Raw genomic sequence first — 22,762 nt, forward strand, 5'->3', positions numbered from 1 at the left:
CCCGCGCTCCCGCACGCACGCGGAAAGGGCCCCCTCCGCCCGGAGGGGGCCCTTCGCGCTCCCTGCACCGGTCTACCGGGCGTCCACGGCCTCGTCCACGCCCCACTGCGCGAGCAGCCGCAGCGCGTCCGCCGAGGGCGTGCCCGGCTCCGCGTGGTACGTCACGAGCACCAGGTCCGGATCGGCGCCGGACACCTTCAGCGTCTCGTACGACAGCTCCATCTCGCCCACCAGCGGGTGCCGCATCCGCTTCGTGCCGTGGCCCTTGTCCGTCACCGTGTGCGCCGCCCACAGCGAGCGGAACTCCTCGCTGCGCACCGACAGCTCGCCCACCAGCGCGAGCAGCTTCGGATCGTCCGGGTAGCACCCCGCGTACAGCCGCAGCACGCTCACCACCTCGGTCGCCTTGCACTCCCAGTCGAGGTACAGGGAGCGCGCGTTCGGATCGAGGAAGACCATCCGGGCCATGTTCCGCTCGTGCGGCTCCCAGGTGGTGAAGTCGCCGAGCAGCGCCCGCGCCATCCGGTTCCAGGCGAGCAGGTCGAGGCGGCGCCCCAGGACGACGGCGGGCACCCCGTCCATCGAGTCCAGCAGATGCGCGAGGCCCGGCCGCACCTGCTGGGGACGCGAGATCGCCGCCCGCTGCCGCTTCTTCACCGTCGGCTTCGCCAGGTGCGTCAGATGCGCCCGCTCGGTGTCGCTCAGGCGCAGCGCCCGCGCGATCGAGTCCAGGACCTCCATGGACACGTTCCGGCCGTTGCCCTGTTCGAGCCGGGTGTAGTACGCCACCGAGACCCCGGCCAGCTGCGCCAGCTCCTCGCGGCGCAGCCCCGGCACCCGCCGGTGCCGTCCGAACTCGGGCAGCCCCACGTCCTGGGGCTTCAGCCGGGCCCTGCGGGAGCGCAGGAATTCACTGAGTTCGGCACTGGGGTCCACCCGGTCCATTATCGCCGCCGGCCCGCTCCGGCGGACGCGCGTTCCTGTCCCTGCCAGTGGTAGGCACACCGGTCGTAGGCAGGACAGGTGGCTGGGAGACGCCGGTGTCCCCGGGCAGGCTCGGGGCCATGACCACGAACGTGACCACCGTCCCCGCCTACGCCGCGCCCGCCCCCGGCGCCCCCCTCGCCCGCACCACCGTGCCGCGCCGGCCGGTCGGCGAGCACGACGTCCTCATCGAGATCAAGTACGCCGGCATCTGCCACTCCGACATCCACCAGGCGCGCGACGGCTGGGGCGAGGGCATCTACCCGATGGTCCCCGGCCACGAGATCGCCGGCGTGGTCGCCGCGACCGGCTCCGGCGTGACGCGGTTCCGGGTCGGCGACCGGGTCGGCGTCGGCTGCTTCGTGGACTCCTGCCGCACGTGCGAGTACTGCCGCCAGGGCCTGGAGCAGTACTGCGTCGAGGGCGGCACGGGCACGTACAACGCCCGTGACAAGAACGGCGAGCCGACCTACGGCGGCTACTCCACGCACATCGTCGTCGACGAGAACTACACCCTGCGCATCCCCGAGGGCATCGGCCTCGACGAGGCCGCCCCGCTGCTCTGCGCCGGCATCACCCTCTACTCGCCGCTCGCCCACTGGCAGGCCGGCCCCGGGAAGAAGGTCGCGATCGTCGGCCTCGGCGGCCTCGGCCACATGGGCGTCAAGATCGCGCACGCGCTCGGCGCCGAGGTGACCGTCCTCAGCCAGTCCGAGAAGAAGCGGGAGGACGCCCTGAGGCTGGGCGCCGACCACTACCGCGCGACGAGCGACCCGGAGACCTTCACCGCGCTCGCCGGCACCTTCGACCTGGTGATCTCCACCGTCTCGGCGCCGCTGGACTTCGACGCCTACCTGGGCCTGGTGCGCACGGACGGCGCCCTGGTGAACGTGGGCGCCCCCGAGGAGCCGGTCAGGATCAGCCTGTTCTCCCTGATCGGCGGCCGCAGGACCCTCGCCGGCTCGATGATCGGCTCCATCGCCGAGACGCAGGAGATGCTCGACTTCTGCGCCGCGCACGGCCTGGGCGCGGAGATCGAGGTGATCACGGCGGACCGGATCAACGAGGCGTACGAGCGGGTGATCGCGAGCGACGTCCGCTACCGCTTCGTGATCGACGCGTCCACCATCTGACGGCGGCCGACGGACCCGACTCCGGGTACGGCTCCGGGGCATGACGTCGGGAGTAATCGACCCGTACGGCATGCCCCGGCACGCTGTTCCCATGACCGCGTACGCCCTCGGAAACCTGCACCCGAAGCCCGTCCTCGACGAGGAGGTCCTCATGTACATGGAGCGCGTCCGGGCCACCCTGGACCCCTACGGAGGCCGCTTCCTCGTCCACGGCGCCCCCGCCCGCGAGGTCCCGGAGGGCACCTGGCCCGGCGCCCTCGTGATCATCGCCTTCCCGACCTACGAGAACGCCCGCGCCTGGTACGCCTCCGCCCCCTACCAGTCCCTGATCCCCCTCCGCACCCGCCACATGACCGGCGACGTCCTCCTGATCGACGGGGTCCCGGAGGGGTACGACCCGGCCGCCACCGCCACGGCACTGCGGGCGGCGACGGCCGGGTGAGCGGGCGGCGCGGGGCGCCGCAGGGGCACTACTCCGCCTTCGCCACCCCGATCGGGCACGAGACCCCCGTGCCGCCGATGCCGCAGTAGCCCCCGGGGTTCTTGTCCAGGTACTGCTGGTGGTACGCCTCCGCCGGGTAGAACGGGCGGTCGGCGGCCGGCAGGACGTGGGTGGTGATCTCGCCGTGGCCCGAGCCCGTCAGGACCCTCTGGTAGGCCTCGCGGGAGGCCTCGGCCGCGGCGGCCTGGGCGGGGGAGTGGGTGTAGACCGCCGAGCGGTACTGGGTGCCCACGTCGTTGCCCTGGCGGAAGCCCTGCGTCGGGTCGTGGGACTCCCAGAACAGCTTCAGGAGGGACTCGTACGAGACCTTCGACGGGTCGAAGACCACCCGGACGACCTCCGTGTGGCCGGTCAGGCCCGAGCAGACCTCCTCGTAGGACGGGTTCCGCGTGAAGCCGCCCTGGTAGCCGACGAGGGTCGTCCAGACGCCCTCGGTCTGCCAGAACGTGCGCTCGGCGCCCCAGAAGCAGCCCAGGGCGAAGTCGGCGACCTCCAGGCCCTCCGGGTACGGGCCGACGAGCGGGTTGCCGAGGACCGTGTGGCGCGCGGGCACGGAGAACTCCGGCTCGGCGCGGCCGGGCAGGGCCTGCTCGGGGGTGGGGAGGACGGGGGTGCGGGACAGGAACATGCGGCATCTCTCCTCGACGGTCGGCAGCCCGTACAACAAGGGGCGGGACACGGGGATTCCCCCCGCTCCCGCCCCCGTTCCCCGGCCGTCCCGTCAGCGCGGCAGCGTCAGCGGGCTGCCGCCGTTCGCCTCGTACCCCGCCACCGCCAGGTTCCGGAAGACCGTGTACTCGGCCGCCGGGTCCGCGCTCAGCGTCCACGGCACCGCGCCCACGTGCCCGTCCACCTTCACCAGCTGGTGCATGGCCTCCGCCCAGCGCTCGCCCCGCACCAGGAACCACACCAGCAGATGGCGGACGTGCGCCAGCACCGGGTCGTCCGGACGGGCCGAGTGCACCGCGTACAGCGCGCCCTCCACCGCCTTCGACACCACCTGCGTACGGAAGAAGTCCTGCACGAGCACCACGTCCGGCACGTGCTCGTGCACCGCGAACAGCGGCAGGGCGGCGAGCAGCGAGCCGCGCGGGGCGCGCGCCGCCGCCGTCGTCGCGAAGTGGTCGGCCTCCTCGCGTGAACCGTGCCACTTCTCGCACCAGTAGTGCAGCGCCGCCAGGTGCGCCCCCATGTGCTGCGGCGCCCGGTCGATCACCTTCGCCCACACCTGGTCGAACCGCTCGGGCCCGTAGCCCAGGCCGCGCGCCACGGCCAGCTGCGTGATGTACGGGACGGGGTCGCCCGGGGCGAGCAGCGCCGCCTCCTCGGTGACCTTCAGCGCCTCCTCCAGGATGATCCGGAAGTCGTCGCTCCCGGCCGCCGAGGAACGCCACGCCTGCTGCACCAGGAACTCGGCGTGCACCGCCGCCCCGCCCGGGTCCTTCGGAGCGTCCGCCCGCCAGGCCCGCAGCCACGCCCCGCCGGCGCCCGGCCGCTCCCCGAGCTCCAGGGAGGCCGCGCCCGCGAACGCCTGCACGCGCTGCCAGCGCAGCTCGCCGTCCTTGCCGGTCCCGGCGAGCAGCTGCGCGGCGGCCTTCCAGTCCTGGGTGGCCTGCACGACGTTCAGCACGTCGAGCAGGTCCTCGTCCGCCCCCGGCAGCCGCACGTCCTGGTCCTCCTGCGGCACGAACCCGTACGCCTCCGGGTCCGCCGCGTCGGGCGACCCCGGCGCGGCCAGCCGGACGCCACCGCCCCGGCGGCGCAGCACGTAGGGGCCGAGGACGCCGAACAGCAGCCCGAGCGCGATGAGGAACCAGAGAATCTCCATGTGTCCATTGTCCAGGACACCCCATGAGACGGACGCGGCGGCGGGGGCCCGGCGGCACTACGCTCCTGAGCATGAGCGACCAGCACATCCACCAGAGCTTCGAGACCCGCGCGATCCACGCGGGCAACACCGCCGACCCGCTGACCGGCGCGGTCGTCCCGCCCATCTACCAGGTGTCCACGTACAAGCAGGACGGCGTGGGCGGGCTGCGCGGCGGTTACGAGTACAGCCGCAGCGCCAACCCGACCCGTACCGCCCTGGAGGAGAACCTGGCGGCCCTGGAGGGCGGCCGGCGCGGTCTCGCCTTCGCCTCCGGCCTCGCCGCCGAGGACTGCCTGCTGCGCGCGCTGCTGGTCCCCGGCGACCACGTCGTCATCCCGAACGACGCCTACGGCGGCACCTTCCGGCTCTTCGCCAAGGTCGCGCAGCGCTGGGGCGTGGACTTCTCGGTCGCGGACACCTCCGACGTCGCCGCCGTGCGGGACGCGATCAACGACCGCACGAAGCTGATCTGGGTCGAGACCCCCTCGAACCCGCTCCTCGGCATCACCGACATCGAGGCCGTCGCGGGCGTCGCCCGCCAGGCCGGCGTGAAGCTCGTCGTCGACAACACCTTCGCCTCGCCCTACCTCCAGCAGCCGCTGGCGCTCGGCGCGGACATCGTCGTGCACTCGCTCACCAAGTACATGGGCGGCCACTCGGACGTCGTCGGCGGCGCCCTGGTGACGGCCGACGCGACCCTCGGCGAGGAGCTGGCGTACCACCAGAACGCGATGGGCGCGGTCGCCGGACCGTTCGACTCGTGGATCGTGCTGCGCGGCATCAAGACCCTCGCCGTGCGCATGGACCGGCACGGCGAGAACGCCGAGAAGGTCGCCGAGATGCTGACCCAGCACCCGAAGGTGACCCAGGTCCTCTACCCGGGCCTCCCGGAGCACCCGGGCCACGAGATCGCCGCCAAGCAGATGCGGTCCTTCGGCGGCATGATCTCCTTCCGCGTCGAGGGCGGCGAGGAGGCGGCGGTCGAGGTCTGCAACCGCGCGAAGCTCTTCACCCTGGGCGAGTCCCTGGGCGGCGTCGAGTCCCTCATCGAGCACCCGGGCCGGATGACCCACGCGAGCGTCGCGGGCTCCGCCCTGGAGGTCCCGGCCGACCTCGTCCGCCTCTCGGTGGGCATCGAGAACGCCGACGACCTGCTCGCCGACCTGCGGCAGGCGCTGGGCTAGACCGGCGGCGGACGCACGGCGGCCGGGTGCGGGCCCCACGGGCCGCACCCGGCCGTCTCCGTGCGCTTCCGTCCTCTTTCTCTCCCGTACGCCCTCAGGCCGGGACCTTCTCGTCCTCCAGGTCCGCGCGGACCATGGCCCGCAGCTCGGGGGTGTCCTCGTGGCCGTGGACGGAGACCGCGTGCTCGGCGGCGGCCCGCACCACTTCCTCCTCCTCACCGACGATGGTGAGGGTGCAGCCCATGACGCTCGGCGTCCTGCGGCAGTCGGCGACTTTCCTGGTCATGACAGCCTCCTCGGCACCCGTGCGCGTGCCGTTCCCCTCCAGCCTAGGTCCGTTCTCACCAGGCTTCGAGCGGCGGCGTCGTCCCGGCCGGCGGGGGCTCCCACGGGCGGGCCGCCGACGCCCACACCACGAACGCCAGGAGGGCGAGCGCCGTCAGGGTCCACAGCAGCCGCCGGGCCCGCCCGGCCCGGCGCAGCCGGCGCGCGCCGAGGACGGCCGCCCGGGGCGCGAGGTCGCGGGGGACCGGCGGGTGCGGGGTGTCGAGGAGCCGCCGGACCGCCTCCTCCCGGTCACCGCGCCGGTTCACCGGGCGTCCCTCAGCACGCCGACCGCGCGGGCGCGGACGGCCAGGACCCGCGCCTCGGAGACCCCGAGCAGCGCCGCGACCTGCTCCTCCGCGACCCCCTCGTACAGGCACAGGACGACGACGACCCGTTCCCGGGGGCCCAGCGCGGCGAGGACGCCGCCGTGGCCGCCGCGGTGGCGGCGGGGAGCGCGCGCGAAGCGGAGCACGAGCTCGTCGCGCGCGCAGGCGTACGGGTCGTCGTCGCGCAGCCGGTCCCACACCGCGTACGCGTGCGCGAGGACGTGCGTCAGGAGGGCGCGGGCGTACGGGTTCCGGGTGCGGGTCTCGGCCGTCAGCAGGGTCGCGACGTGCAGCAGCCGCCCCGCCGCCCCGGCCGCGAACGCGTCGAACTCCCGGGCGCGGGAGGCGCGTCGGACGTCCCGGCCGTTCCGCCGCTCTCGCACCCCCTCATCCGACGACAGCGCGGGGGCGGGGTCAAGAGGCCGGAGCCGACTCGCTTCCGCCCGTGGTCCCCGGCTCGGCCGGGAGGTGCCCCGTGTGCGCCGACTGGCGTGCGGACAGGGCGGTGTTGAAGCGGGTGAGCAGGGTGCAGAAGGCCTCGCGCTCGTCCGGCGTCCAGCCCTCGGTGACCTCGACCATCAGCCGGCGGCGCGAGGCGCGGACCTCCTCCAGGCGCGCGAGCCCGCGCTGCGAGAGCTGGAGGACGACCGCCCGCCCGTCCTCCGGGTGCGAGGTGCGCTTCACCAGGCCGGTGTCCACGAGCGGGGCGACCTGGCGGGTGACCGTCGACGAGTCGATCCCCATGCCCGCCGCGAGCGCCTTGACGCCCATCGGGCCTTCCCGGTCGAGCCGGTTGAGGAGCAGGTACGCGGCCCGGTCCATGGAGTTGCGGAGCTGGCCGGTGCCGCCGAGGCGGGTCTGTTCGGCCCGGCGGGCGAAGACGGCCACCTGGTGCTGGAGGGCGTCGAGGAGACCGGGGTCGAGAGCGGTCGTCATGTCCTGGGACGGGGGCATGGCTGTGGGTCTCTCTCGTGCGGGAGCGGTCGGACGGTGGGGGACAGAGTACGCGGACCCGGGGGGGTCCGTACCGGGCCCGTCCAAACCCGTTCGGACACCTGCCCGCCGGGCGGTCACCAGGGCCGTGAGCTGCGAGACTTGCTGTCATGAGCTTCCGTACACCACGCCCCTTGCACCGGCTGATGCTCGACGACGTGCGCGGGGCGCAGAAGATGCTGTCCGGGGTGGCCCGCGTGACGGCGATGGAGGGCAGCCGGCACCTGTCCTCCCTGGTGGGGGCGCCGGTGCACCTCAAGTGCGAGAACCTCCAGCGGACCGGCTCCTTCAAACTGCGCGGGGCGTACGTGCGGATCGCCGGGCTGCGGCCGGAGGAGAAGGCCGCCGGGGTCGTCGCCGCCTCCGCCGGGAACCACGCGCAGGGCGTCGCGCTCGCCTCGAAGCTGCTCGGCGTGCGCGCCACCGTCTTCATGCCGGTCGGCGCCCCGCTGCCGAAGGTCGCGGCGACCCGCGAGTACGGCGCCGAGGTCCGCCTCCAGGGGCAGGTCGTGGACGAGACGCTCGCGGCGGCGGAGGAGTACGCGCGGGAGACCGGCGCCGTCCTCATCCACCCCTTCGACCACCCCGACGTCATCGTCGGGCAGGGCACGGTCGGCCTGGAGGTCCTGGAGCAGTGCCCGGAGGTCCGCACGATCGTGGTCGGCGTCGGCGGCGGCGGTCTCGCGGCCGGCATCGGGCTCGCGGTGAAGTCGCTGCGCCCGGACGTGAGGGTGGTCGGCGTGCAGGCGGAGGGCGCGGCCGCCTATCCGCCCTCGCTGGCCGCCGGACACCCGGTGGTCGTCGAGTCGCCGGTGACGATGGCCGACGGCATCAGGGTGGGGCGTCCGGGCGACGTGCCGTTCGACCTGGTCAGGGAGTACGTGGACGAGGTCCGCACGGTCTCCGAGGACGCGCTCTCCTCCGCCCTGCTGCTCTGCCTGGAGCGCGCCAAGCTGGTCGTGGAACCGGCCGGCGCCAGCCCCGTCGCGGCCCTGCTCTCCGACCCGGGGTCCTTCCGGGGCCCGGTGGTCGCGGTCCTCTCCGGCGGCAACGTCGACCCGCTCCTCCTCCAGCGCGTGCTGCGGCACGGCATGGCGGCCGGGGGCCGCTACCTGAGCCTGCGGCTGCGCGTGACGGACCGGCCGGGGGTCCTCGCGTCGCTCCTCGCGGCCCTGACGGTGGTCGACGCCAACGTCCTGGACGTCAGCCACGTGCGGACCGACCCGAGGCTCGGCCTGACGGAGGCGGAGGTCGAACTGCACCTGGAGACGAAGGGCCCGGAGCACTGCCGGGAGGTGACGGAGGCGCTGCGGGACGCGGGCTACACGGTGCTCGGCTGATCCCGTACGCCCCTGACCTCGGCTTGTGGCGCGGATCACTTATTCGCTGGGCGCGGGCCGTCCCCCAAACCTAGGATCGGTGGGAAAAAGTCCCGATCCATGGGGAGTATCCACATGCCAGGCGCGATCTACGCCGAAGGTCTGGTGAAGACCTTCGGCGACGTACGAGCTCTGGACGGGGTGGACCTCGACGTACCCGAGGGCACCGTCCTGGGCCTGCTCGGCCCGAACGGCGCGGGGAAGACCACCACCGTGCGCGTGCTGACGACCCTCCTGCGGCCCGACAGCGGGCGGGCCGTGGTCGCCGGGATCGACGTCCTCAAGCACCCCAACGAGGTGCGCCGCTCGATCGGCCTCTCCGGCCAGTTCGCGGCCGTCGACGAGTACCTCACCGGCCGCGAGAACCTCCAGATGGTCGGGCAGCTCTACCAGATGAGGGCGAGGGCGGCGAAGGAGCGGGCGGGCGAGCTGCTCGACCGGTTCCACCTCGCCGAGGCCGCCGACCGCCCCGCCAAGACGTACTCCGGCGGCATGCGGCGCCGCCTCGACCTCGCGGCGGCGCTCGTGGTCTCCCCGCCGGTCATGTTCATGGACGAGCCGACCACCGGCCTCGACCCGCGCAACCGGCAGGAGCTCTGGGAGGTCATCAAGGAGCTGGTGGCCGGCGGCACGACCCTGCTGCTCACCACCCAGTACCTGGAGGAGGCCGACCACCTCGCCCACGACATCTGCGTGGTCGACCACGGCCGGGTCATCGCGCGCGGCACCTCCGACCAGCTCAAGGCGCAGACCGGCGGCGAGCGCGTCGAGGTCGTCGTCCGGGAGCGGGGGATGCTCGACGGCGCCCGGGAGGTCCTCGGCCGCTACGGCGTCGGCGGCCCCGGCGGTCCCGGTCCGGGGGGCCGCGCCGAGGTCTCCGTCGAGGAGCACACCCGGATGCTCACCGTCCCCGTCACGGGCGGCGCCAAGCTGCTCGCCGAGGTCATCCGCGACCTGGACGCCGTCGGCGTCGAGATCGACGACATCGGCCTGCGCCGCCCGACCCTCGACGACGTCTTCATCTCCCTGACCGGCCACGCGGCCGAACAGGAAGAGGAGGAGGAAGGCGCCCCGGACCAGCAGGGCGGCCGGGGCCGCAAGCACCGCGCGAAGGGCGCGAAGGCCGCGAAGGACGCGGAGACCGCCGAGGACGTGAAGGAGGAGGTGAAGTGAGCACCGTGACCACCGAGGCCCCGGCCCCCCGGGCCCCGCGACCGCGCGGGGGAGTCGCCCAGTCCCTCGGCGACTCGCTCGTCGTCGCCAAACGCAACCTCATCCGGATGACCCGGATCCCCGAGATGATCCTCTTCGGGGTCATCCAGCCGGTGATGTTCGTGGTGCTCTTCACGTACGTCTTCGGCGGCTCGATGGCGATCGGCGGCACCCTCGACCCCGACGTCTACCGCGACTTCCTGATGGCGGGCATCTTCGCGCAGACCGTCACCTTCGCCACGGCGGGATCGGCGGCCGGCATCGCCGACGACATGCAGAAGGGGATCATCGACCGCTTCCGCTCGCTGCCGATGGCGCGGGGCGCGGTCCTCACCGGCCGCACCGTCGCCGACCTCGCGCAGACCTCGGTCACGCTGCTCGTCCTCGCGATCGTCGCGCTCCTGGTCGGCTGGCGCACCGGCTCCGCCGAGCCGACCAACGCCGGACGGGTCCTGGCCGGCTTCGCCCTGCTGCTCCTCCTCGGCTACGCCTTCACCTGGATCGGGGCCCTGATCGGCCTCTCCGTCCGCACCCCGGAGGCCGCCACCTCGGGCGGCATCATCTGGCTCTTCCCGGTCACGTTCATCTCGAACGCGTTCGTGGACTCGGACCAGATGACGCCCTGGCTGCGGCACATCGCCGAGTGGAACCCGTTCAGCGCCACCGTGCAGGCGTGCCGGGAGCTCTTCGGCAACCCGGGCGTCTCGACCTCGGACGCCTGGCCGATGCAGCACCCGGTCTGGGCCTCGATCATCTGGTCGGTCCTGATCATCGCCTTCTTCCGGACCCTCGCGGTCCGCAAGTACCGCTCGGCGGCGTCCTGACGCCCGGCCCCGCCTCGCCACGCGCACGCGTGTGCGCCCGGGGCGGGCGCACGACCGAGGGCCGGACCCCGATCGGGGTCCGGCCCTCGGTCGTGCGCCGGGTGCCTCAGGCGGTGTACGGCTTCGCGCTGAGGATCTTCACCGCGGCCTTCTTGCCGTTCGGCAGCTCGTACTCGGCGTCGTCACCGGCCTTCTTGCCGTTGACGCCGACGCCCAGCGGGGACTGCGGCGAGTAGGTCTCGATGTCACCGCTCGCGTACTCGCGGGAGGCGAGCAGGAAGGTCAGGGTGTCGTCCTCGTCGCCGTCGAAGGCGATCGTGACGACCATGCCGGGCTCGACGACGCCGTCGTCCGCCGGGGCCTCGCCCACCTTGGCGTGCTGGAGCAGCTGGGTGAGCTGACGGACCCGGAGCTCCTGCTTGCCCTGCTCCTCCTTGGCCGCGTGGTACCCGCCGTTCTCGCGCAGATCGCCCTCTTCGCGCGCGGCGGCGATCTTGGCGGCGATCTCGGTACGCGCGGGACCAGACAGGTACTCAAGCTCGTCCTTGAGCTTGTTGTACGCCTCCTGGGTGAGCCAGGTGACGTTGTCGCTGGTCTGGGTCACAGGTGCTCCTCGTAGGTACTGGGAATACAAAGCAACGCCCTACACGGGAATGCTGTGCTGTCCCGGGTGGGCGAAACCACGAGCCTAACAATCAGTGGCGAAAAGCGGGAGGACATAAACCACGGAATGGCGTCACCCCAGGTCACGGTGGTGACCCGCCGGGACTCGTCACCGGCTCCCTACCCACCGCTACCGGGTCGTACACCCGATCAGTTCGGCGCTCGTCGCGTGCGCGGTGGTGCGGAGGGAGAAGACCTGGTCGACCCGGGCGGCGGGATCGTCGATCCGCACGTCCTTGCGGGCCACCTCGGTCCCGTCCTCGGCGCGCGAGCGCAGCGTGCAGACGCCCTCGACGCCCTCGTCCTTGCGGACCTCCAGGTGCACCTGGACCTCGGTGGCGCTCACCACGTCGAACTTGATCAGCTCGGCGCTGATCCTGCTGTCGACCACGTAGTACCAGCCGAACCAGCCGAGCAGGCCGAGGAAGAGGACTCCGAGCACCGACCCGACGACCTTGAGCGTGCGGTCGGCCCGCTCGTCCTCGGAGCGTCCGTAGCGCCCCTCGGGCGGCTGCTCTCGCACCGCGCTCATGATCGATCCTCTCGAAGCCGGGGGCGGCGGAATTTTCGGCCCCCCGATTCCGTCACTATAGAGACCTCCCTCCGCGACCAATCACTGAGGATCGAGTCTTGACTGACCAGCTGCGACTGATGGCCGTGCACGCCCACCCCGACGACGAGTCGAGCAAGGGTGCGGCCACGATGGCCAAGTACGTGTCCGAGGGGGTGGACGTCCTGGTGGTGACGTGCACGGGCGGCGAGCGCGGCTCGGTCCTCAACCCCAAGCTCCAGGGCGACCCCTCCATCGAGGAGAACATCCACGAGGTGCGCCGCAAGGAGATGGACGAGGCCCGCGCGATCCTCGGCGTCTCCCAGGAGTGGCTGGGCTTCGTCGACTCGGGCCTGCCCGAGGGCGACCCGCTGCCCCCGCTCCCCGAGGGCTGCTTCGCCCTCCAAGACGTCGACGAGGCGGCCGGCGAGCTGGTCCGCAAGATCCGCTCCTTCCGTCCCCAGGTCGTCACGACCTACGACGAGAACGGCGGCTACCCGCACCCCGACCACATCATGACCCACAAGATCACGATGGTGGCCTTCGACGGCGCGGGCGACCCCGAGAAGTTCCCCGTGGACGAGTTCGGCCCGCTCTGGCAGCCCCTGAAGCTCTACTACAACCAGGGCTTCAACCGGCCCCGCACCGAGGCCCTGCACCAGGCGCTCCTCGACCAGGGCCTGGAGTCCCCGTACGGGGAGTGGCTGGAGCGCTGGAAGGAGTTCGAGCGCAAGGAGCGGACCCTGACCACCTTCGTGCCCTGCGCCGACTTCTTCGAGGTCCGCGACCGGGCGCTGATCGCCCACGCCACCCAGATCGACCCGGACGGCGGCTGGTTCCGCGTCCCCATGGAGATCCAGAAGAAGGTCTGGCCGACGGAGGAGTACGAGCTCAGCAAGGCGCTGGTGCCGACCTCCCTCCCCGAGGAAGATCTCTTCGCGGGCATCCGCGACAATGCCTGACATGAGCGCACACCTGGCACTGACCCAGCTTGTCCCCTTCGCCGCCGAAGAGCTGGACAAGAACAAGGTGACCCCCGGCGTCCTCGGCTTCGTCGTCTTCGCGGTCCTGGCCCTGGCGGTCTGGATGCTGATGAAGTCGATGAACCGCCACATGGGCCGGGTCTCCTTCGAGGAGGCCCCGGACCCGGCGGCCACGGCGGCGACGCCGGCGGAGACGCCGAAGAAGTAGTGGCCCCGGCCGACCGTCGGGAATCGGCTGCCTTCCGGGCCGGGACCCACGGGAATCGGCGCCCTTTCCGGCCGGGGCCCCGCCCCGGGAGGCTCCGGCCCACGGACGCCCCGCCCTCCGGGCCGTACCCCTGCGGTACGCCCCGGAGGGCGTCCGGGCGCGTCCGGTGCGGGCGGCTGCCCGCGCAGTACGGCCGTCCGGCGCGTACGGGTGCTCCCGCCCGGCCGGTGCCTTCGCGCCGACCGGCGGTACGGGCCGGAACCGGGGCCGGCGGAGGAGGTCCCCGGGCTCACGCCCCGACACCCCGCACCGGCCCCGCCCCCGGTCGGAGGCCCCCTGCCCCCGACACCTCCCGGGACCGGCGGGTCGGGAGCGCGGACACGGAGACGTTCTCGGTGGTCCAGGTGCGCCCGCTCCCCTCCCGTACCGCCCCGACAGCGACGTCCGCGGGGGCGGTCAGCCGGTGTCCGGACCCCCGCTCAACGGCTGACGGCCCGCGTCGAGAACGCGTAGCCGTGGCACACCAGGTCCCTCACGAGATCCTCCGGCAGGGGGTGCTTCTTCAGGGACGGGACCATCAGGACGTCGCACGGCGTGGACGCGTCGGCGGCGATCGGGAAGCTCCGGTGTCCGCGGTGCGGGTCGGCGACGCTGACGAGGCCGTCGGAGCAGCTGACCCAGGGCGCCAGGGCGTAGTCGGTCCCCGCGTCGAAGCGGAGCGGCTCGTCCATGCCGTAGGCCTCGAAGAAGATCCGCGCGATCGGGTCCGCGTAGTCGGCGTAGATCTTGCGGGCACCGCCGAACCGGACCCGGCGCTCGTCGATCTCCGCTTGGACCGGTGACTTCTCCAGCGGCACGGGAGCGCGGTCGGGCCGGCCGAGCACGTCCAGGGTGCGTTCCACCACCGCGCGCTCGGAGAAGGCCGCCCGGCCCCGGTCGAGAGCGGCTTCGTCCACGGCGGCCGCCGACCTGCGCACCGCGGCCGTGAGGGCTTCGGCCAGGGTGGCGGGGTGCACGACCGGGCCCAGCGCGGACCCGTGGACGGGGACCAGCGTCAGCTGCTCCGGGAACCACTCCTGGAAGCCCCGGTGGCCGCCCCAGGACGTCGACACCACCTGATGGCCGTTCACCAGGGACGCGAGGACGGACGAGCCGAAGTTCTCGTCGGAGTGCACCGTGGGCGACACCAGGACGTGCGGCTCCTGGTGGACGTCGTAGAAGACCCAGTCGCGGGGCCGGGGCCCGTGCCAGGTGACCACGTCCGCCAGGCCCAAAGCCTCGGCGAGCTCCCGCAGGAACGCGCCGTAGTCGGAGTTCTTGAGCCCCATGTTGGGGCTGCCCAGGTTGTCCTCGCCGCCGTACACGTCCAGGGTCACCGGCGGCGCCCCGGCGCCGGAGTTCCGCATGAGCCACAGGGCGAACAGCAGGGTGTGCAGGTTCTTCTGCTCCGAGACGCGCCCGACGTAGCCCAGCCGTGTGACCTCGCCTTCCGGCCGCCGCTTCCGGCTGTTCACCTTGAACAGGTCGACCAGCGGGAACGGGATCTGCTCGATCCGGGCCCGCGGGAAACACGCCCGGACCGTCGCCGCCTCCGCCTCGCACGTCACGACGAAGGTGTCCCGCTCGGTGAGCACGTCCGAGAGGGCCCCGAAGGCTTCGAACCCTTCGGGGCCGTCCCCGTGGACGTAGAGGATCATCGGCGCGGGCTCCTCCGCCTCCGCCCGCAGGGAGAGCGCGGCCTTGACCGTGCCGGGCGTCACGGTGGTGAGGACGACGCGCTCCACCCGTGCGGCACGGGCGCGGAGGCGCTCTTCCACCGCGGGCGGCAGGGGAACGCAGAACGTGCTGACGGCCTGCCGCCCGGACCGGCCGATGCGGTCCCAGACGCGTTCGACGGCCGGGATGATCTCCTGCAGGCTCAGCCACCACTCCTTCTCCCTGGTGGTCAGCACGACGATGCCCTCGCTGCTCGACACGTACCCTCCCTGGGGATCGCCCCGTGACCCGCTGGTCACGGGTGAGATGTTCTGCCGCCGCGGTGCCGTACCGGCGCGCTGCCGTGTCCCCGACCGCCTCAGCCGCGGCGGATCACGAGGGCGGTGGCGTCGTCCCTGACCCCGTCCGCGCCGGTCGCGGCGGCCACCAGGGCCTCGGACAGGGCCTGGGGATCGTCCTCGTACCGGAGGGCCAGCGCCTCCATCGCGCCGTGCGGCACCTGGTCGTGGACCCCGTCCGACATCAGCACCACCAGCGGGGACCGGGTCCAGGCCTCCGACACGGTGGCGACGGCGGCGCTCCGCACGGTCGTGCGGACCCACTTGGCGGCCTGGCGCGGGATCTCGCCGGTGTACCCGCACAGGGTCAGGTGCTCCGCGAGGTTGTGGTCGGCGGTCAGCGGCCGCAGCCGTCCGCCCTCCAGGGCGTAGGCGCGGCAGTCGCCGACCCACGCGACGCGGATCCGCTCCTCCTCGGCCGACGCGGACGCCAACCCCGGGGTCGAGCCGGACGCCGTCGCCGAAGCCGTCACCGTGGCGACCACCGCGACGGCGTCCGGCTCCGGTTCGTCGCCCGCGCCCTTGTCGGCCACCAGCTCGGTGCCGGTGAGCAGGCCGGCGAGGCTTCCCCGGCGCGCCGCGACCCGTGCCATGACGGTGGCGAGCAGCTCCGCCGCGGACGCGACGCGGTGGCTGTGCCCGATGCCGTCGACCACGGCCGCAGCGGTGGTGCCGTCGGCCTGGACGTGGACGGCGACCGCGTCTCCGCTGGGGGTGGCGGTGCCGGTCCGTGTGGCCGTGGCGACGCGGACGTTCCCGTATCCGAACTGCGTGGTCATTCAGACGACCTCGACGAGTACGGCGGACTGCACGATTCCCACACCCTCGCTGAAGACGACGGCGTGGTCCCCCGGGGAGAGTTCGCCCGACGCGATCGCGTAGTGGAGGGAGGCGATGGGATCCGCCCCGCCCAGATGCCCGATCTCGCGTCCCCGTTCCTCGCTGGAGCGCGCGGGTTCGAGGTCTCCGAGATAGGGGAAATACTCTTCTTCGAGGACCTGGCGTCCCCTGAAAGGCAGCACCACACGGGCCACTTGTTCGCGTGCGATGCCGGCATCGGCCAGTACCTTGTCGATGACGGCGCCAATTCCGTCTCCGCGCATCTTCCAGGCTTCTTCGCGAGAGATGTCGGACGTCTCGTAAAAGGCGTGGGAGCGCTGCGAGAGGACCACCGGAAGGCTGACGCCCTGGCCGAACACGCGGGGGCCCCGGTGGACCCCTTCGAGATGCGGCTGCGTGTGGCTGGCGGTCGCGAGGAGGCGGGCGATTCCGTGGTCCCTGGACATGACCAGTGCCGCTCCGCCGTCTCCGAACGGGGTGTCCGGGTCGACGGTCCACCGGTCGATCACCTCTTTCGGCTGCCAGCTCTCGGCGGCGGTGACCAGCGCGGCCCCGTGTTCGGTCTCGCAGGTGAGACGGGCGGCGGCCCAGCGCATGCCGTTCACCACCCCGTCGCAGCCGTTCATCAGCTGCGCCACGTCCCGGAAACCGCCCGGTCCGATCTCCCGCTCGAGCCACATCACGGGATTCGACATCCGGGGCGACGGGTCCAGGACCGACGTGTGGACGAGCAGTCCGACGTCGTCGAAGGCGTACCCCGAATCCGCCAGGGCCGCTTTCGCCGCCCGGGCGGCGAAAGCCGCCGGGGGCTCGTCCGCCGGAGCGACCGCGACGGTGCGCTGTCGTGTGCGCCGTGCGAGTTTCTCCGGGTAACTTCCGTCTGCCACGGCCTCGGACACGGGGACGACGGGCGGCAGGTCCACCGCCGTCGCCGCGATGTAGACGTTCTCCCAACGCGTCATGAAGAGCTCCGTCCAGTTCACGCTGATGCGGGCTGCAATTCTTCGGTCGGCCTCGTCTTTTCGACGGAACCATAACAGAGGGTCGAACTTGTCGCCGGTGCGGCGAAGTCGCCTTTTGCACAAGCGAGTTGGGGCACGTTGAACGCGCTTGCGCCGTCTGGTGCCCGCATGTTCACATGACCCCGTGAATACGTTTCATGACGACATGAATCTGCGGCCGAAGACTCTCGCCTGGGTGAACCGACACCTGGACAGCGGCGAACGAGTCGTCGAAACCGCGATGCTGCACGGCGGCATGACCGCGGAAATGCGCAAGCTGACCATCGGCACCCAGGACGCCGTCACCCGTCACCTCGTGCTGCGCAGTTTCGTCGACCCGTTCTACCTGCGAAATGCCGAGGAATGGCTGACCAGGGAGGCGGGCGCCCTGGAACTCCTCGGTGGGACCGGGGTGCTCGCGCCGGATCTGGTCGCGGTCGACCCGACGGCCGCGCACTGCGAGTACCCGTCGCTGCTGATGACGCATCTGGAGGGCCGCTCGGTCCTCGACGACGAGGGCGTCGAGACCCGCGCCCCCCTGCTGGCCCGTCAACTCGTCGCCATCCACGCGCTTCAGCCCGTCGAGCGACCCCGGACGTTCACGACGTTGACGACGCCGGAATCGGTCGTCGTGCCGAAGGGCGGCCAGGAGGCCGCCTGGGCCGCGGCGATCGACGTGATCCGCGAGCCCGCCCCGTCGTACGAAGGCCGTTTCCTGCATCGCGACTTCCAGCCGGGCAACGTCCTGTTCGACGTGCCGTCGTCCCGTCCGGACGAGGCCCGGATCGTCGGCGTCGTCGACTGGTCACAGCCTTCCTGGGGTCCGGCGGACCTCGATGTCGCCCACTGCTCCACCAACCTCGCGCTCCTCCACGACCCTTCGTGGGGACTGCGGTTCGCCGGGGCTTACGAGGAGGCGGGCGGGACGCTGGCGTCGAAGCCGGGCGAGCGCCTGTACTGGCTGGTGCGGGACGCGCTGGCGTGCTCCGAGGAGGTCGACCTGTGGGCGCAGGCCTACCAGGCCGCAGGGCGGACCGACCTCACGACGAGCGTCCTGGAACGGCGTCTGGACACCTACGTCACCGGCCTGATGGCCGCCCTGGGCTGACGTCCCGGCGGCGTGCGCCACGCCCCTGACCCGTACGGTTCCCCGTGCCCGCGCCGCCGGGTGCGACGGGGCACGATGAACCGTACGGACGCGTCAGGAGCCGAGAGGGACGCTGTTCTCGAGGAACCAGTCGATGGTCCTCTTGATCCCGGCTTCGATGCTCACCGCCGGCCGCCAGCCGAGGGACCGTTCCGCCCGGCTGATGTCCGGCCGCCGCAGGCCCGGGTCGTCCTGGGGGCGGGCGACGAACTCGATGGACGAGAACGAGCCGACGAGGCCGCGGATCATCTCGGCGGTCGCGAGGACCGTCATCTCGTGCGTCCCGCCGATGTTCACCGGTCCCTGCTCGCCCGGCGCCCACAGGAGCCGGAGGATGCCGTCCACGGTGTCGCTCACGTAGCACAGCGAGCGGGTCTGGCTGCCGTCCCCGGCCACCGTCAGCGGTTCTCCGGCGACGGCCTGGCGAATGAAGTTGGGGATCATCCGGCCGTCATCGGCGCGCATGTGCGGTCCGAAGGTGTTGAAGATCCGCACGATCCGGGCGTCCAGGCCGCGTGCGTCCCGATGGGCGACGGTCAGCGCCTCGCTGAACCGCTTGGCCTCGTCGTAGACGGCGCGCGGGCCCACCGGGTTCACGTGGCCCCAGTAGCTCTCCGGCTGGGGGTGGACCTGGGGGTCGCCGTAGACCTCGCTGGTGGACGCGAGCAGGAAGCGCGCACCCTTGCGGCAGGCCAGGTCCAGGGCGTGCTGGGTGCCGGTGGACCCCGCCCGCATCGTCTCCAGGGGACGCCTCAGGTAGTCCACGGGAGAGGCGGGGGAGGCGAGGTGGAGCACCGCGTCGACCGTGCCCCCGACGTCGAAGCCGGCCGACACGTCGGCCTCCAGCAGTCGGAAGCCGGAGCGGCGTTCCAGCGGCTCGACGTTGCGCACCGATCCCGTACTGAAGTCGTCGACGCACACGACCGCGAAGCCTTCGCGCAGGAGCCGCTCGCACAGGTGCGAGCCCACGAAGCCGCCGCCGCCCGTGACCACTACACGTCCCTCGTACTGCGTCATGGTCCTTCTCTCCTTGAGTCCGATGTGCCTGTGGTGTCTCCCGCGGCTCCAGGCGTCGCGGTGGGCTCAGACGCGCGTGACGAGGGCCGACCTCACGGAGGCGTCGAGGACGTCCAGCGCGAGGTCGAGGTCGCCGCGGGAGACGGTGAGCGGCGGCAGGAGCTTCACGACCCCGCCGCCCGGACCGCACGTCTCCAGCAGGAGTCCGCGTGCGAACGCCGCCGCGCTGATCCGGTCGGCCGTGGCGCCGTCGGCGGTGGCCAGGCCCAGGGCGAGGCCGCGCCCGCGGACCGCCAGTTCCTCCCCGGGATAGGAGGCCACGATCTGCCGGAGGCCCCCGAGGGCGTGTTCTCCCTTGTCCTCGGTGGACCTCTCCAGCCCGTCGTCGCTCCAGTAGTGGCGCACCGCCTCGGCCGCGGTCACGAAGGCCAGGCTGAAGCCGCGGAAGGTTCCGTTGTGTTCCGCCGGCCGCCACACGTCCAGCTCGGGCCGGATCAGCGTGAGCGCCATCGGCAGTCCGTAGCCGCTGATGCTCTTCGACAGGCAGACGATGTCCGGTTCGATCCCGGCGTCCTCGAAGCTGAAGAAGGGCCCGAGGCGGCCGCAGCCCATCTGGATGTCGTCGACGATGAGGAGGATGCCGTGGCCTCGGCAGACGGCGGCGAGCTTCCGCAGCCACGCGAGGCGGGCGACGTTGATCCCGCCCTCCCCCTGCACGGTCTCCACGATGACGGCGGCCGTGCCGGTGAGGCCGCCCTCGGTGGCCGCCAGCAGGGCCTCGACGTCCGCGACGTCGGCCCGGTCGTCGTCGTAGGGCAGTTGGACGCGGTCCACGAGGGACGTCCCGGCGCTGCGCCGGATCGCCGGATCGCCGTTCACCGAGAGCGCGCCCAGGGTCATGCCGTGGAACGCGTCGCCGAAGTGGGCGACCCACTTCCGCCCGGTGGCCTTCCGCGCCAGCTTGAGAGCCGCCTCCACCGCGTTCGCTCCGGCGGGACCGGGAAAGACGACCTTGTACGCCAGCCCCCGTGGGGCGAGGATCCTCTCCTCCAGTGCCTCCAGCAGGCCCTCTCGGGCCACCGTCCACATGTCGAGGGCGTGCGTGACCCCGTCGTTCCCGACGTAGTCGAGGAGCGCCCGCTTGAGTACGGGGTTGTTGTGGCCGTAGTTGAGCGTGCCGGCCCCGGCGAAGAAGTCCAGGTAGGACCTGCCGTCCACCCCGTGGAGCCGGCTTCCCACAGCCCGGTCGAAGACCACCGGCCACCGTCGGCTGTAGCTGCGCACCTCGGAGTCGAGCCGCTCGGTGCTGGTCACGACGGCACGCCCGACGCCCAGAGCAGCGCCGCGGCGGCGGCGGACGCCTTGTGGCGGGCCTGCCGCTGCACGAGCGAGGTCACGCTGGTGCCGTCCAGGACGTCGGACGCCACCTCCTGTTCGCGGACCGCGGGCAGGTCGTGCATGAACACGGCGTCGGTCGATCCGCTGAAGCGCCGCATCAGGTCCTTGGTGACGTCGAACCCCTCGAAACGCGCCAGCCAGGCCTGATCGTGGCGGGCCGCGCTCATCGACTGCCAGCGCGTCGTGTACACCGCGTCGACCGGGTCCGGCGTGTCGGGCACCGCGTGGTGCTGGCGGACGACCTCCTGGCCCCGGATGGCGTTCAGCGACGCGATCTCCTCGGCGGAGAACCCCGAGCCGGCCGGGCCGTAGACGTCGAGGCCGTGGAAGGGCAGCTTGCAGACGAGCAGCGCCAGCGCCCGGGCCGTGTTGTTCACCTCGCCCAGGTAGGCCAGGCGCAGACCGGTGACGTCACCGAAGTGGTCCCGCAGCGCGCAGAGGTCCGCGATCGCCTGGGTGGGGTGCTCCTCGCGGGTGAGGGCGTCGATCGTCGCCGGCACGTGCTCCGCCAGCTCGGCCAGGTGACGCCGCGGACCGTTCGTGCGGGCGACGACGACGTCGAGGTAGTGGGCGAGCATCGCGCCCGTGTCGCTCCAGGTCTCCCCGGTGGAGATCTGGAGGTCGGCCTCGCCGAGGTGCAGGACGTCGCAGCCCAGGGTGCGGGCCGCGCTCCAGAACGACGTCCGGGTCCTGGTCGACGGCGCGGTGAACACCAGGCCCACCTTCGTCCCGGCCAGGCGGCCCGCGAAGGATCCCGGGTCCTGTCCGTAGCGGAACGCGAGCTCGCCGACCTCCGTGATCTCTTCCGGGCTGAGGTCCGCCAGGCTCAGCAGGGGCCGCCGGTTCGGGAATCCCACTGTCATCGAATCCACTCGCTCCTCTTACTCCTGTTGCTCCGCTTGCTCTGCTTCTTCCGGAGGGACCGCAGCCGTGGGCGCCGCCGCGCCTGCCCGGGACCGTGCCGTCGAGGCGGCGCGGCCCCGGGCGAGGGACACCACCGGAGAACTCCGCCTCCGGGGGGCGGCTTCGCGCCGGTCAGTCCAGGTAGCGCTCGGGGCCGCCCTCGCGGACGGTGTCCAACGTGACGCAGTGGAATCCGCCGCCGAGCACGCGCGAGTGGCGCAGTCGCCGTGGCGCGACCGTGATGCCCTTCTTCTCCATCTCGCGGATCAGCTCGGTCTGATTGCCGTCGACGACGGCCAGCTCGGGACTGACCATGAGCAGGTTCATCCCCACCCAGGGGGTGCTCAGCGTCCGCGGGAGGAGGGGCGCCGCCGGCTCGTTGATCGGCGGGCACCAGATCACGTCCCACCCCTTCAGCGGCTCCGGGACGGTTTCCTCGGTGACGCGCTCGGGGTTGAGCAGCACGAGGCCCGGCCGCAGGAAGGTGATCGTGCTGTCGATGTGCGTGCCCCGGTAGAGGCCGCGCAGCGGATGGACGCGGATGTCGCCCAGCAGCTCCAGGGTCGACTCCAGCCAGCGGAGGCCCATCTCGTTGCCGCTGCGGGAGACCTGGTAGAAGACGTCGCGGCCCAGCCGCAGCACGTTGGCCGCCTCGAAGGCCGGCTCCGCCTCGCCCAGGGTGGGGTTGCCGTCCTCGTCGGTGAGGAACAGCTCGTCCCGCAGCTGCGGCCGGGGGGCGCCGAGCCAGTGGGCGCCGCGCCGCAGGTAGTCCTGGAAGAGGTCCCTCATGTTGGCCAGCTCGAAGTACCGGCCGCGTGACGGGCTCGGCGCCTCGATGATCGTCGAACCGATGACCAGGGCCAGGTCCCGGGGGCAGTACGAGTGGCGGCCCCTGGTCTTCCAGCCGGGGCCGCCGAACTCCTGCTCGTGATCGGACGCGGGCGGCTGGTGCACCAGCACGCCCATCTCGCGCAGGGTCGTCACGAGGTCGGCGAGGTCCTCGTTCGTCTCCTCGATGACCCGCTTCGGGAACTGGCCGCCGACCTGCTCCCGTTCGGACGGGGTGAGTTCGGGGTAGTCGTTGAGCCAGGCCGAGACGTCGGTCTGCGACGGAACGCCCGCGCCCGTCGCGTCGCCGACGACGATCTCCCGCAGCGGGCTGAACTCGTCCCAGGAGTTCACCGCCTTCGCCCCGCCCTCCGGTCGCGACGCGCTGTCGGTGCCCAGGTCTGCTGCGGACTTCGTGTCCGGTGCCACGGTCATG

25 protein-coding genes are annotated in these 22,762 nt (G+C 72.3%); 9 read left to right on the forward strand and 16 right to left on the reverse strand.

Annotated features, from left to right (window positions below; genetic code table 11):
- Nucleotides 1–72 precede the first annotated feature (72 nt).
- Nucleotides 73–945 (reverse strand): helix-turn-helix domain-containing protein, encoded by an 873-nt coding sequence (locus tag ACIQKA_RS01295; protein WP_383149791.1) that lies wholly within the window; start codon nt 943–945, stop codon nt 73–75.
- Nucleotides 946–1,064: 119 nt separating this feature from the next.
- Here ACIQKA_RS01295 and ACIQKA_RS01300 point away from each other — a divergent pair, with 119 nt between their 5' ends.
- Both ACIQKA_RS01300 and ACIQKA_RS01305 read left to right on the forward strand, forming a co-directional pair.
- Nucleotides 1,065–2,117, forward strand: a complete 1,053-nt coding sequence (locus tag ACIQKA_RS01300) for an NAD(P)-dependent alcohol dehydrogenase (protein ID WP_383149793.1) — start codon at nt 1,065–1,067, stop codon at nt 2,115–2,117.
- A 91-nt stretch (nt 2,118–2,208) separates the two neighbouring features.
- A complete protein-coding gene (locus tag ACIQKA_RS01305; protein WP_390107755.1) occupies nt 2,209–2,559 on the forward strand; it encodes a DUF1330 domain-containing protein in 351 nt (116 codons plus the stop codon).
- Between the two features lie 28 nt (nt 2,560–2,587).
- Here ACIQKA_RS01305 and msrA read toward each other — a convergent pair whose 3' ends face one another.
- Both msrA and ACIQKA_RS01315 read right to left on the reverse strand, forming a co-directional pair.
- Entirely contained in the window at nt 2,588–3,247 is a 660-nt protein-coding gene (msrA, locus tag ACIQKA_RS01310) for a peptide-methionine (S)-S-oxide reductase MsrA (RefSeq protein WP_383436687.1), read from the reverse strand.
- Nucleotides 3,248–3,340: 93 nt separating this feature from the next.
- Entirely contained in the window at nt 3,341–4,447 is a 1,107-nt protein-coding gene (locus tag ACIQKA_RS01315) for a hypothetical protein (RefSeq protein ID WP_383149799.1), read from the reverse strand.
- Nucleotides 4,448–4,518: 71 nt separating this feature from the next.
- On the opposite strand from ACIQKA_RS01315, the gene ACIQKA_RS01320 reads away from it, so the two are divergent.
- On the forward strand, nt 4,519–5,673 hold the full coding sequence (locus ACIQKA_RS01320; RefSeq protein WP_402539601.1) for a cystathionine gamma-synthase: 1,155 nt from the start codon (nt 4,519–4,521) through the stop codon (nt 5,671–5,673).
- A 94-nt stretch (nt 5,674–5,767) separates the two neighbouring features.
- On the opposite strand, the gene ACIQKA_RS01325 is transcribed toward ACIQKA_RS01320, so the two are convergent.
- Genes ACIQKA_RS01325 through ACIQKA_RS01340 form a run of 4 tightly spaced genes read right to left on the reverse strand, consistent with a single transcriptional unit; the run spans nt 5,768 to nt 7,280 of the window.
- Nucleotides 5,768–5,959, reverse strand: coding sequence for a DUF1059 domain-containing protein (locus ACIQKA_RS01325; RefSeq protein ID WP_366371353.1), 192 nt, complete (start codon nt 5,957–5,959; stop codon nt 5,768–5,770).
- A 55-nt stretch (nt 5,960–6,014) separates the two neighbouring features.
- Nucleotides 6,015–6,266, reverse strand: coding sequence for a hypothetical protein (locus tag ACIQKA_RS01330; RefSeq protein WP_386374431.1), 252 nt, complete (start codon nt 6,264–6,266; stop codon nt 6,015–6,017).
- Entirely contained in the window at nt 6,263–6,709 is a 447-nt protein-coding gene (locus ACIQKA_RS01335) for a sigma factor-like helix-turn-helix DNA-binding protein (protein ID WP_383442931.1), read from the reverse strand. The genes ACIQKA_RS01330 and ACIQKA_RS01335 overlap by 4 nt, the downstream gene beginning before the upstream one ends.
- Before the next feature lie 31 nt (nt 6,710–6,740).
- A complete protein-coding gene (locus ACIQKA_RS01340) occupies nt 6,741–7,280 on the reverse strand; it encodes a MarR family winged helix-turn-helix transcriptional regulator (protein WP_383149807.1) in 540 nt (179 codons plus the stop codon).
- A gap of 149 nt (nt 7,281–7,429) precedes the next feature.
- Between ACIQKA_RS01340 and ilvA the strand changes: the two genes are divergently transcribed.
- The 3 genes from ilvA (at nt 7,430) to ACIQKA_RS01355 (ending at nt 10,734) form a co-directional block, all read left to right on the forward strand.
- On the forward strand, nt 7,430–8,659 hold the full coding sequence (gene ilvA / locus ACIQKA_RS01345) for a threonine ammonia-lyase (RefSeq protein ID WP_383149809.1): 1,230 nt from the start codon (nt 7,430–7,432) through the stop codon (nt 8,657–8,659).
- Nucleotides 8,660–8,773: 114 nt separating this feature from the next.
- Nucleotides 8,774–9,871, forward strand: coding sequence for an ATP-binding cassette domain-containing protein (locus ACIQKA_RS01350; RefSeq protein ID WP_402539603.1), 1,098 nt, complete (start codon nt 8,774–8,776; stop codon nt 9,869–9,871).
- Between the two features lie 5 nt (nt 9,872–9,876).
- The gene (locus ACIQKA_RS01355; RefSeq protein ID WP_383150045.1) at nt 9,877–10,734 is read left to right on the forward strand and encodes an ABC transporter permease; all 858 of its coding nucleotides are present in this window, start codon (nt 9,877–9,879) and stop codon (nt 10,732–10,734) included.
- A 106-nt stretch (nt 10,735–10,840) separates the two neighbouring features.
- Here ACIQKA_RS01355 and greA read toward each other — a convergent pair whose 3' ends face one another.
- A complete protein-coding gene (gene greA / locus ACIQKA_RS01360; RefSeq protein ID WP_383149813.1) occupies nt 10,841–11,338 on the reverse strand; it encodes a transcription elongation factor GreA in 498 nt (165 codons plus the stop codon).
- Nucleotides 11,339–11,527: 189 nt separating this feature from the next.
- Nucleotides 11,528–11,929: a DUF4307 domain-containing protein gene (locus tag ACIQKA_RS01365; protein ID WP_383149814.1), complete on the reverse strand. Its 402-nt coding sequence runs from the start codon at nt 11,927–11,929 to the stop codon at nt 11,528–11,530.
- Between the two features lie 98 nt (nt 11,930–12,027).
- On the opposite strand from ACIQKA_RS01365, the gene mca reads away from it, so the two are divergent.
- Both mca and ACIQKA_RS01375 read left to right on the forward strand, forming a co-directional pair.
- The gene (gene mca, locus ACIQKA_RS01370) at nt 12,028–12,909 is read left to right on the forward strand and encodes a mycothiol conjugate amidase Mca (protein WP_383149816.1); all 882 of its coding nucleotides are present in this window, start codon (nt 12,028–12,030) and stop codon (nt 12,907–12,909) included.
- Nucleotides 12,902–13,138 (forward strand): hypothetical protein, encoded by a 237-nt coding sequence (locus tag ACIQKA_RS01375; RefSeq protein WP_383149818.1) that lies wholly within the window; start codon nt 12,902–12,904, stop codon nt 13,136–13,138. The genes mca and ACIQKA_RS01375 overlap by 8 nt, the downstream gene beginning before the upstream one ends.
- Nucleotides 13,139–13,617: 479 nt before the next feature.
- On the opposite strand, the gene ACIQKA_RS01380 is transcribed toward ACIQKA_RS01375, so the two are convergent.
- The 3 genes from ACIQKA_RS01380 to ACIQKA_RS01390 all read right to left on the reverse strand — a co-directional run bounded on the left by ACIQKA_RS01380 (nt 13,618) and on the right by ACIQKA_RS01390 (nt 17,015).
- Entirely contained in the window at nt 13,618–15,114 is a 1,497-nt protein-coding gene (locus ACIQKA_RS01380; protein ID WP_402539605.1) for a glycosyltransferase, read from the reverse strand.
- A gap of 98 nt (nt 15,115–15,212) precedes the next feature.
- Nucleotides 15,213–15,971: a PP2C family protein-serine/threonine phosphatase gene (locus tag ACIQKA_RS01385; RefSeq protein ID WP_402539606.1), complete on the reverse strand. Its 759-nt coding sequence runs from the start codon at nt 15,969–15,971 to the stop codon at nt 15,213–15,215.
- Entirely contained in the window at nt 15,972–17,015 is a 1,044-nt protein-coding gene (locus ACIQKA_RS01390; RefSeq protein WP_402539607.1) for a hypothetical protein, read from the reverse strand.
- Nucleotides 17,016–17,199: 184 nt separating this feature from the next.
- On the opposite strand from ACIQKA_RS01390, the gene ACIQKA_RS01395 reads away from it, so the two are divergent.
- Nucleotides 17,200–18,141: a phosphotransferase family protein gene (locus tag ACIQKA_RS01395; protein ID WP_383437838.1), complete on the forward strand. Its 942-nt coding sequence runs from the start codon at nt 17,200–17,202 to the stop codon at nt 18,139–18,141.
- A gap of 93 nt (nt 18,142–18,234) precedes the next feature.
- On the opposite strand, the gene ACIQKA_RS01400 is transcribed toward ACIQKA_RS01395, so the two are convergent.
- From ACIQKA_RS01400 to ACIQKA_RS01415, 4 genes are all read right to left on the reverse strand, one after another.
- Nucleotides 18,235–19,197: an NAD-dependent epimerase/dehydratase family protein gene (locus ACIQKA_RS01400; RefSeq protein ID WP_383149828.1), complete on the reverse strand. Its 963-nt coding sequence runs from the start codon at nt 19,195–19,197 to the stop codon at nt 18,235–18,237.
- Nucleotides 19,198–19,263: 66 nt separating this feature from the next.
- Nucleotides 19,264–20,511: a diaminobutyrate--2-oxoglutarate transaminase gene (locus ACIQKA_RS01405; protein ID WP_390107679.1), complete on the reverse strand. Its 1,248-nt coding sequence runs from the start codon at nt 20,509–20,511 to the stop codon at nt 19,264–19,266.
- Nucleotides 20,508–21,458, reverse strand: a complete 951-nt coding sequence (locus tag ACIQKA_RS01410; protein ID WP_383149831.1) for an ornithine carbamoyltransferase — start codon at nt 21,456–21,458, stop codon at nt 20,508–20,510. Before ACIQKA_RS01410 ends, ACIQKA_RS01405 begins: the two co-directional genes overlap by 4 nt.
- Nucleotides 21,459–21,630: 172 nt before the next feature.
- The gene (locus ACIQKA_RS01415) at nt 21,631–22,761 is read right to left on the reverse strand and encodes an inosamine-phosphate amidinotransferase 1 (protein ID WP_383149832.1); all 1,131 of its coding nucleotides are present in this window, start codon (nt 22,759–22,761) and stop codon (nt 21,631–21,633) included.
- Between the last annotated feature and the right edge of the window lies 1 nt (nt 22,762).

Origin of the sequence: Streptomyces sp. NPDC092045, assembly GCF_044756005.1 — a bacterium.
In the GTDB taxonomy this organism is placed as follows: Bacteria; Actinomycetota; Actinomycetes; order Streptomycetales; family Streptomycetaceae; genus Streptomyces.

What these genes read in the sequence shown, in the direction of transcription:
- ACIQKA_RS01295 (WP_383149791.1), bottom strand. Translation starts at nt 945, where the DNA reads ATGGACCGGGTGGACCCCAGTGCCGAACTCAGTGAATTCCTGCGCTCC.
- ACIQKA_RS01300 (WP_383149793.1), top strand. Translation starts at nt 1,065, where the DNA reads ATGACCACGAACGTGACCACCGTCCCCGCCTACGCCGCGCCCGCCCCC.
- ACIQKA_RS01305 (WP_390107755.1), top strand. Translation starts at nt 2,209, where the DNA reads ATGACCGCGTACGCCCTCGGAAACCTGCACCCGAAGCCCGTCCTCGAC.
- msrA (WP_383436687.1), bottom strand. Translation starts at nt 3,247, where the DNA reads ATGTTCCTGTCCCGCACCCCCGTCCTCCCCACCCCCGAGCAGGCCCTG.
- ACIQKA_RS01315 (WP_383149799.1), bottom strand. Translation starts at nt 4,447, where the DNA reads ATGGAGATTCTCTGGTTCCTCATCGCGCTCGGGCTGCTGTTCGGCGTC.
- ACIQKA_RS01320 (WP_402539601.1), top strand. Translation starts at nt 4,519, where the DNA reads ATGAGCGACCAGCACATCCACCAGAGCTTCGAGACCCGCGCGATCCAC.
- ACIQKA_RS01325 (WP_366371353.1), bottom strand. Translation starts at nt 5,959, where the DNA reads ATGACCAGGAAAGTCGCCGACTGCCGCAGGACGCCGAGCGTCATGGGC.
- ACIQKA_RS01340 (WP_383149807.1), bottom strand. Translation starts at nt 7,280, where the DNA reads ATGCCCCCGTCCCAGGACATGACGACCGCTCTCGACCCCGGTCTCCTC.
- ilvA (WP_383149809.1), top strand. Translation starts at nt 7,430, where the DNA reads ATGAGCTTCCGTACACCACGCCCCTTGCACCGGCTGATGCTCGACGAC.
- ACIQKA_RS01350 (WP_402539603.1), top strand. Translation starts at nt 8,774, where the DNA reads ATGCCAGGCGCGATCTACGCCGAAGGTCTGGTGAAGACCTTCGGCGAC.
- ACIQKA_RS01365 (WP_383149814.1), bottom strand. Translation starts at nt 11,929, where the DNA reads ATGAGCGCGGTGCGAGAGCAGCCGCCCGAGGGGCGCTACGGACGCTCC.
- ACIQKA_RS01375 (WP_383149818.1), top strand. Translation starts at nt 12,902, where the DNA reads ATGCCTGACATGAGCGCACACCTGGCACTGACCCAGCTTGTCCCCTTC.
- ACIQKA_RS01385 (WP_402539606.1), bottom strand. Translation starts at nt 15,971, where the DNA reads ATGACCACGCAGTTCGGATACGGGAACGTCCGCGTCGCCACGGCCACA.
- ACIQKA_RS01395 (WP_383437838.1), top strand. Translation starts at nt 17,200, where the DNA reads ATGAATCTGCGGCCGAAGACTCTCGCCTGGGTGAACCGACACCTGGAC.
- ACIQKA_RS01400 (WP_383149828.1), bottom strand. Translation starts at nt 19,197, where the DNA reads ATGACGCAGTACGAGGGACGTGTAGTGGTCACGGGCGGCGGCGGCTTC.
- ACIQKA_RS01410 (WP_383149831.1), bottom strand. Translation starts at nt 21,458, where the DNA reads ATGACAGTGGGATTCCCGAACCGGCGGCCCCTGCTGAGCCTGGCGGAC.
- ACIQKA_RS01415 (WP_383149832.1), bottom strand. Translation starts at nt 22,761, where the DNA reads ATGACCGTGGCACCGGACACGAAGTCCGCAGCAGACCTGGGCACCGAC.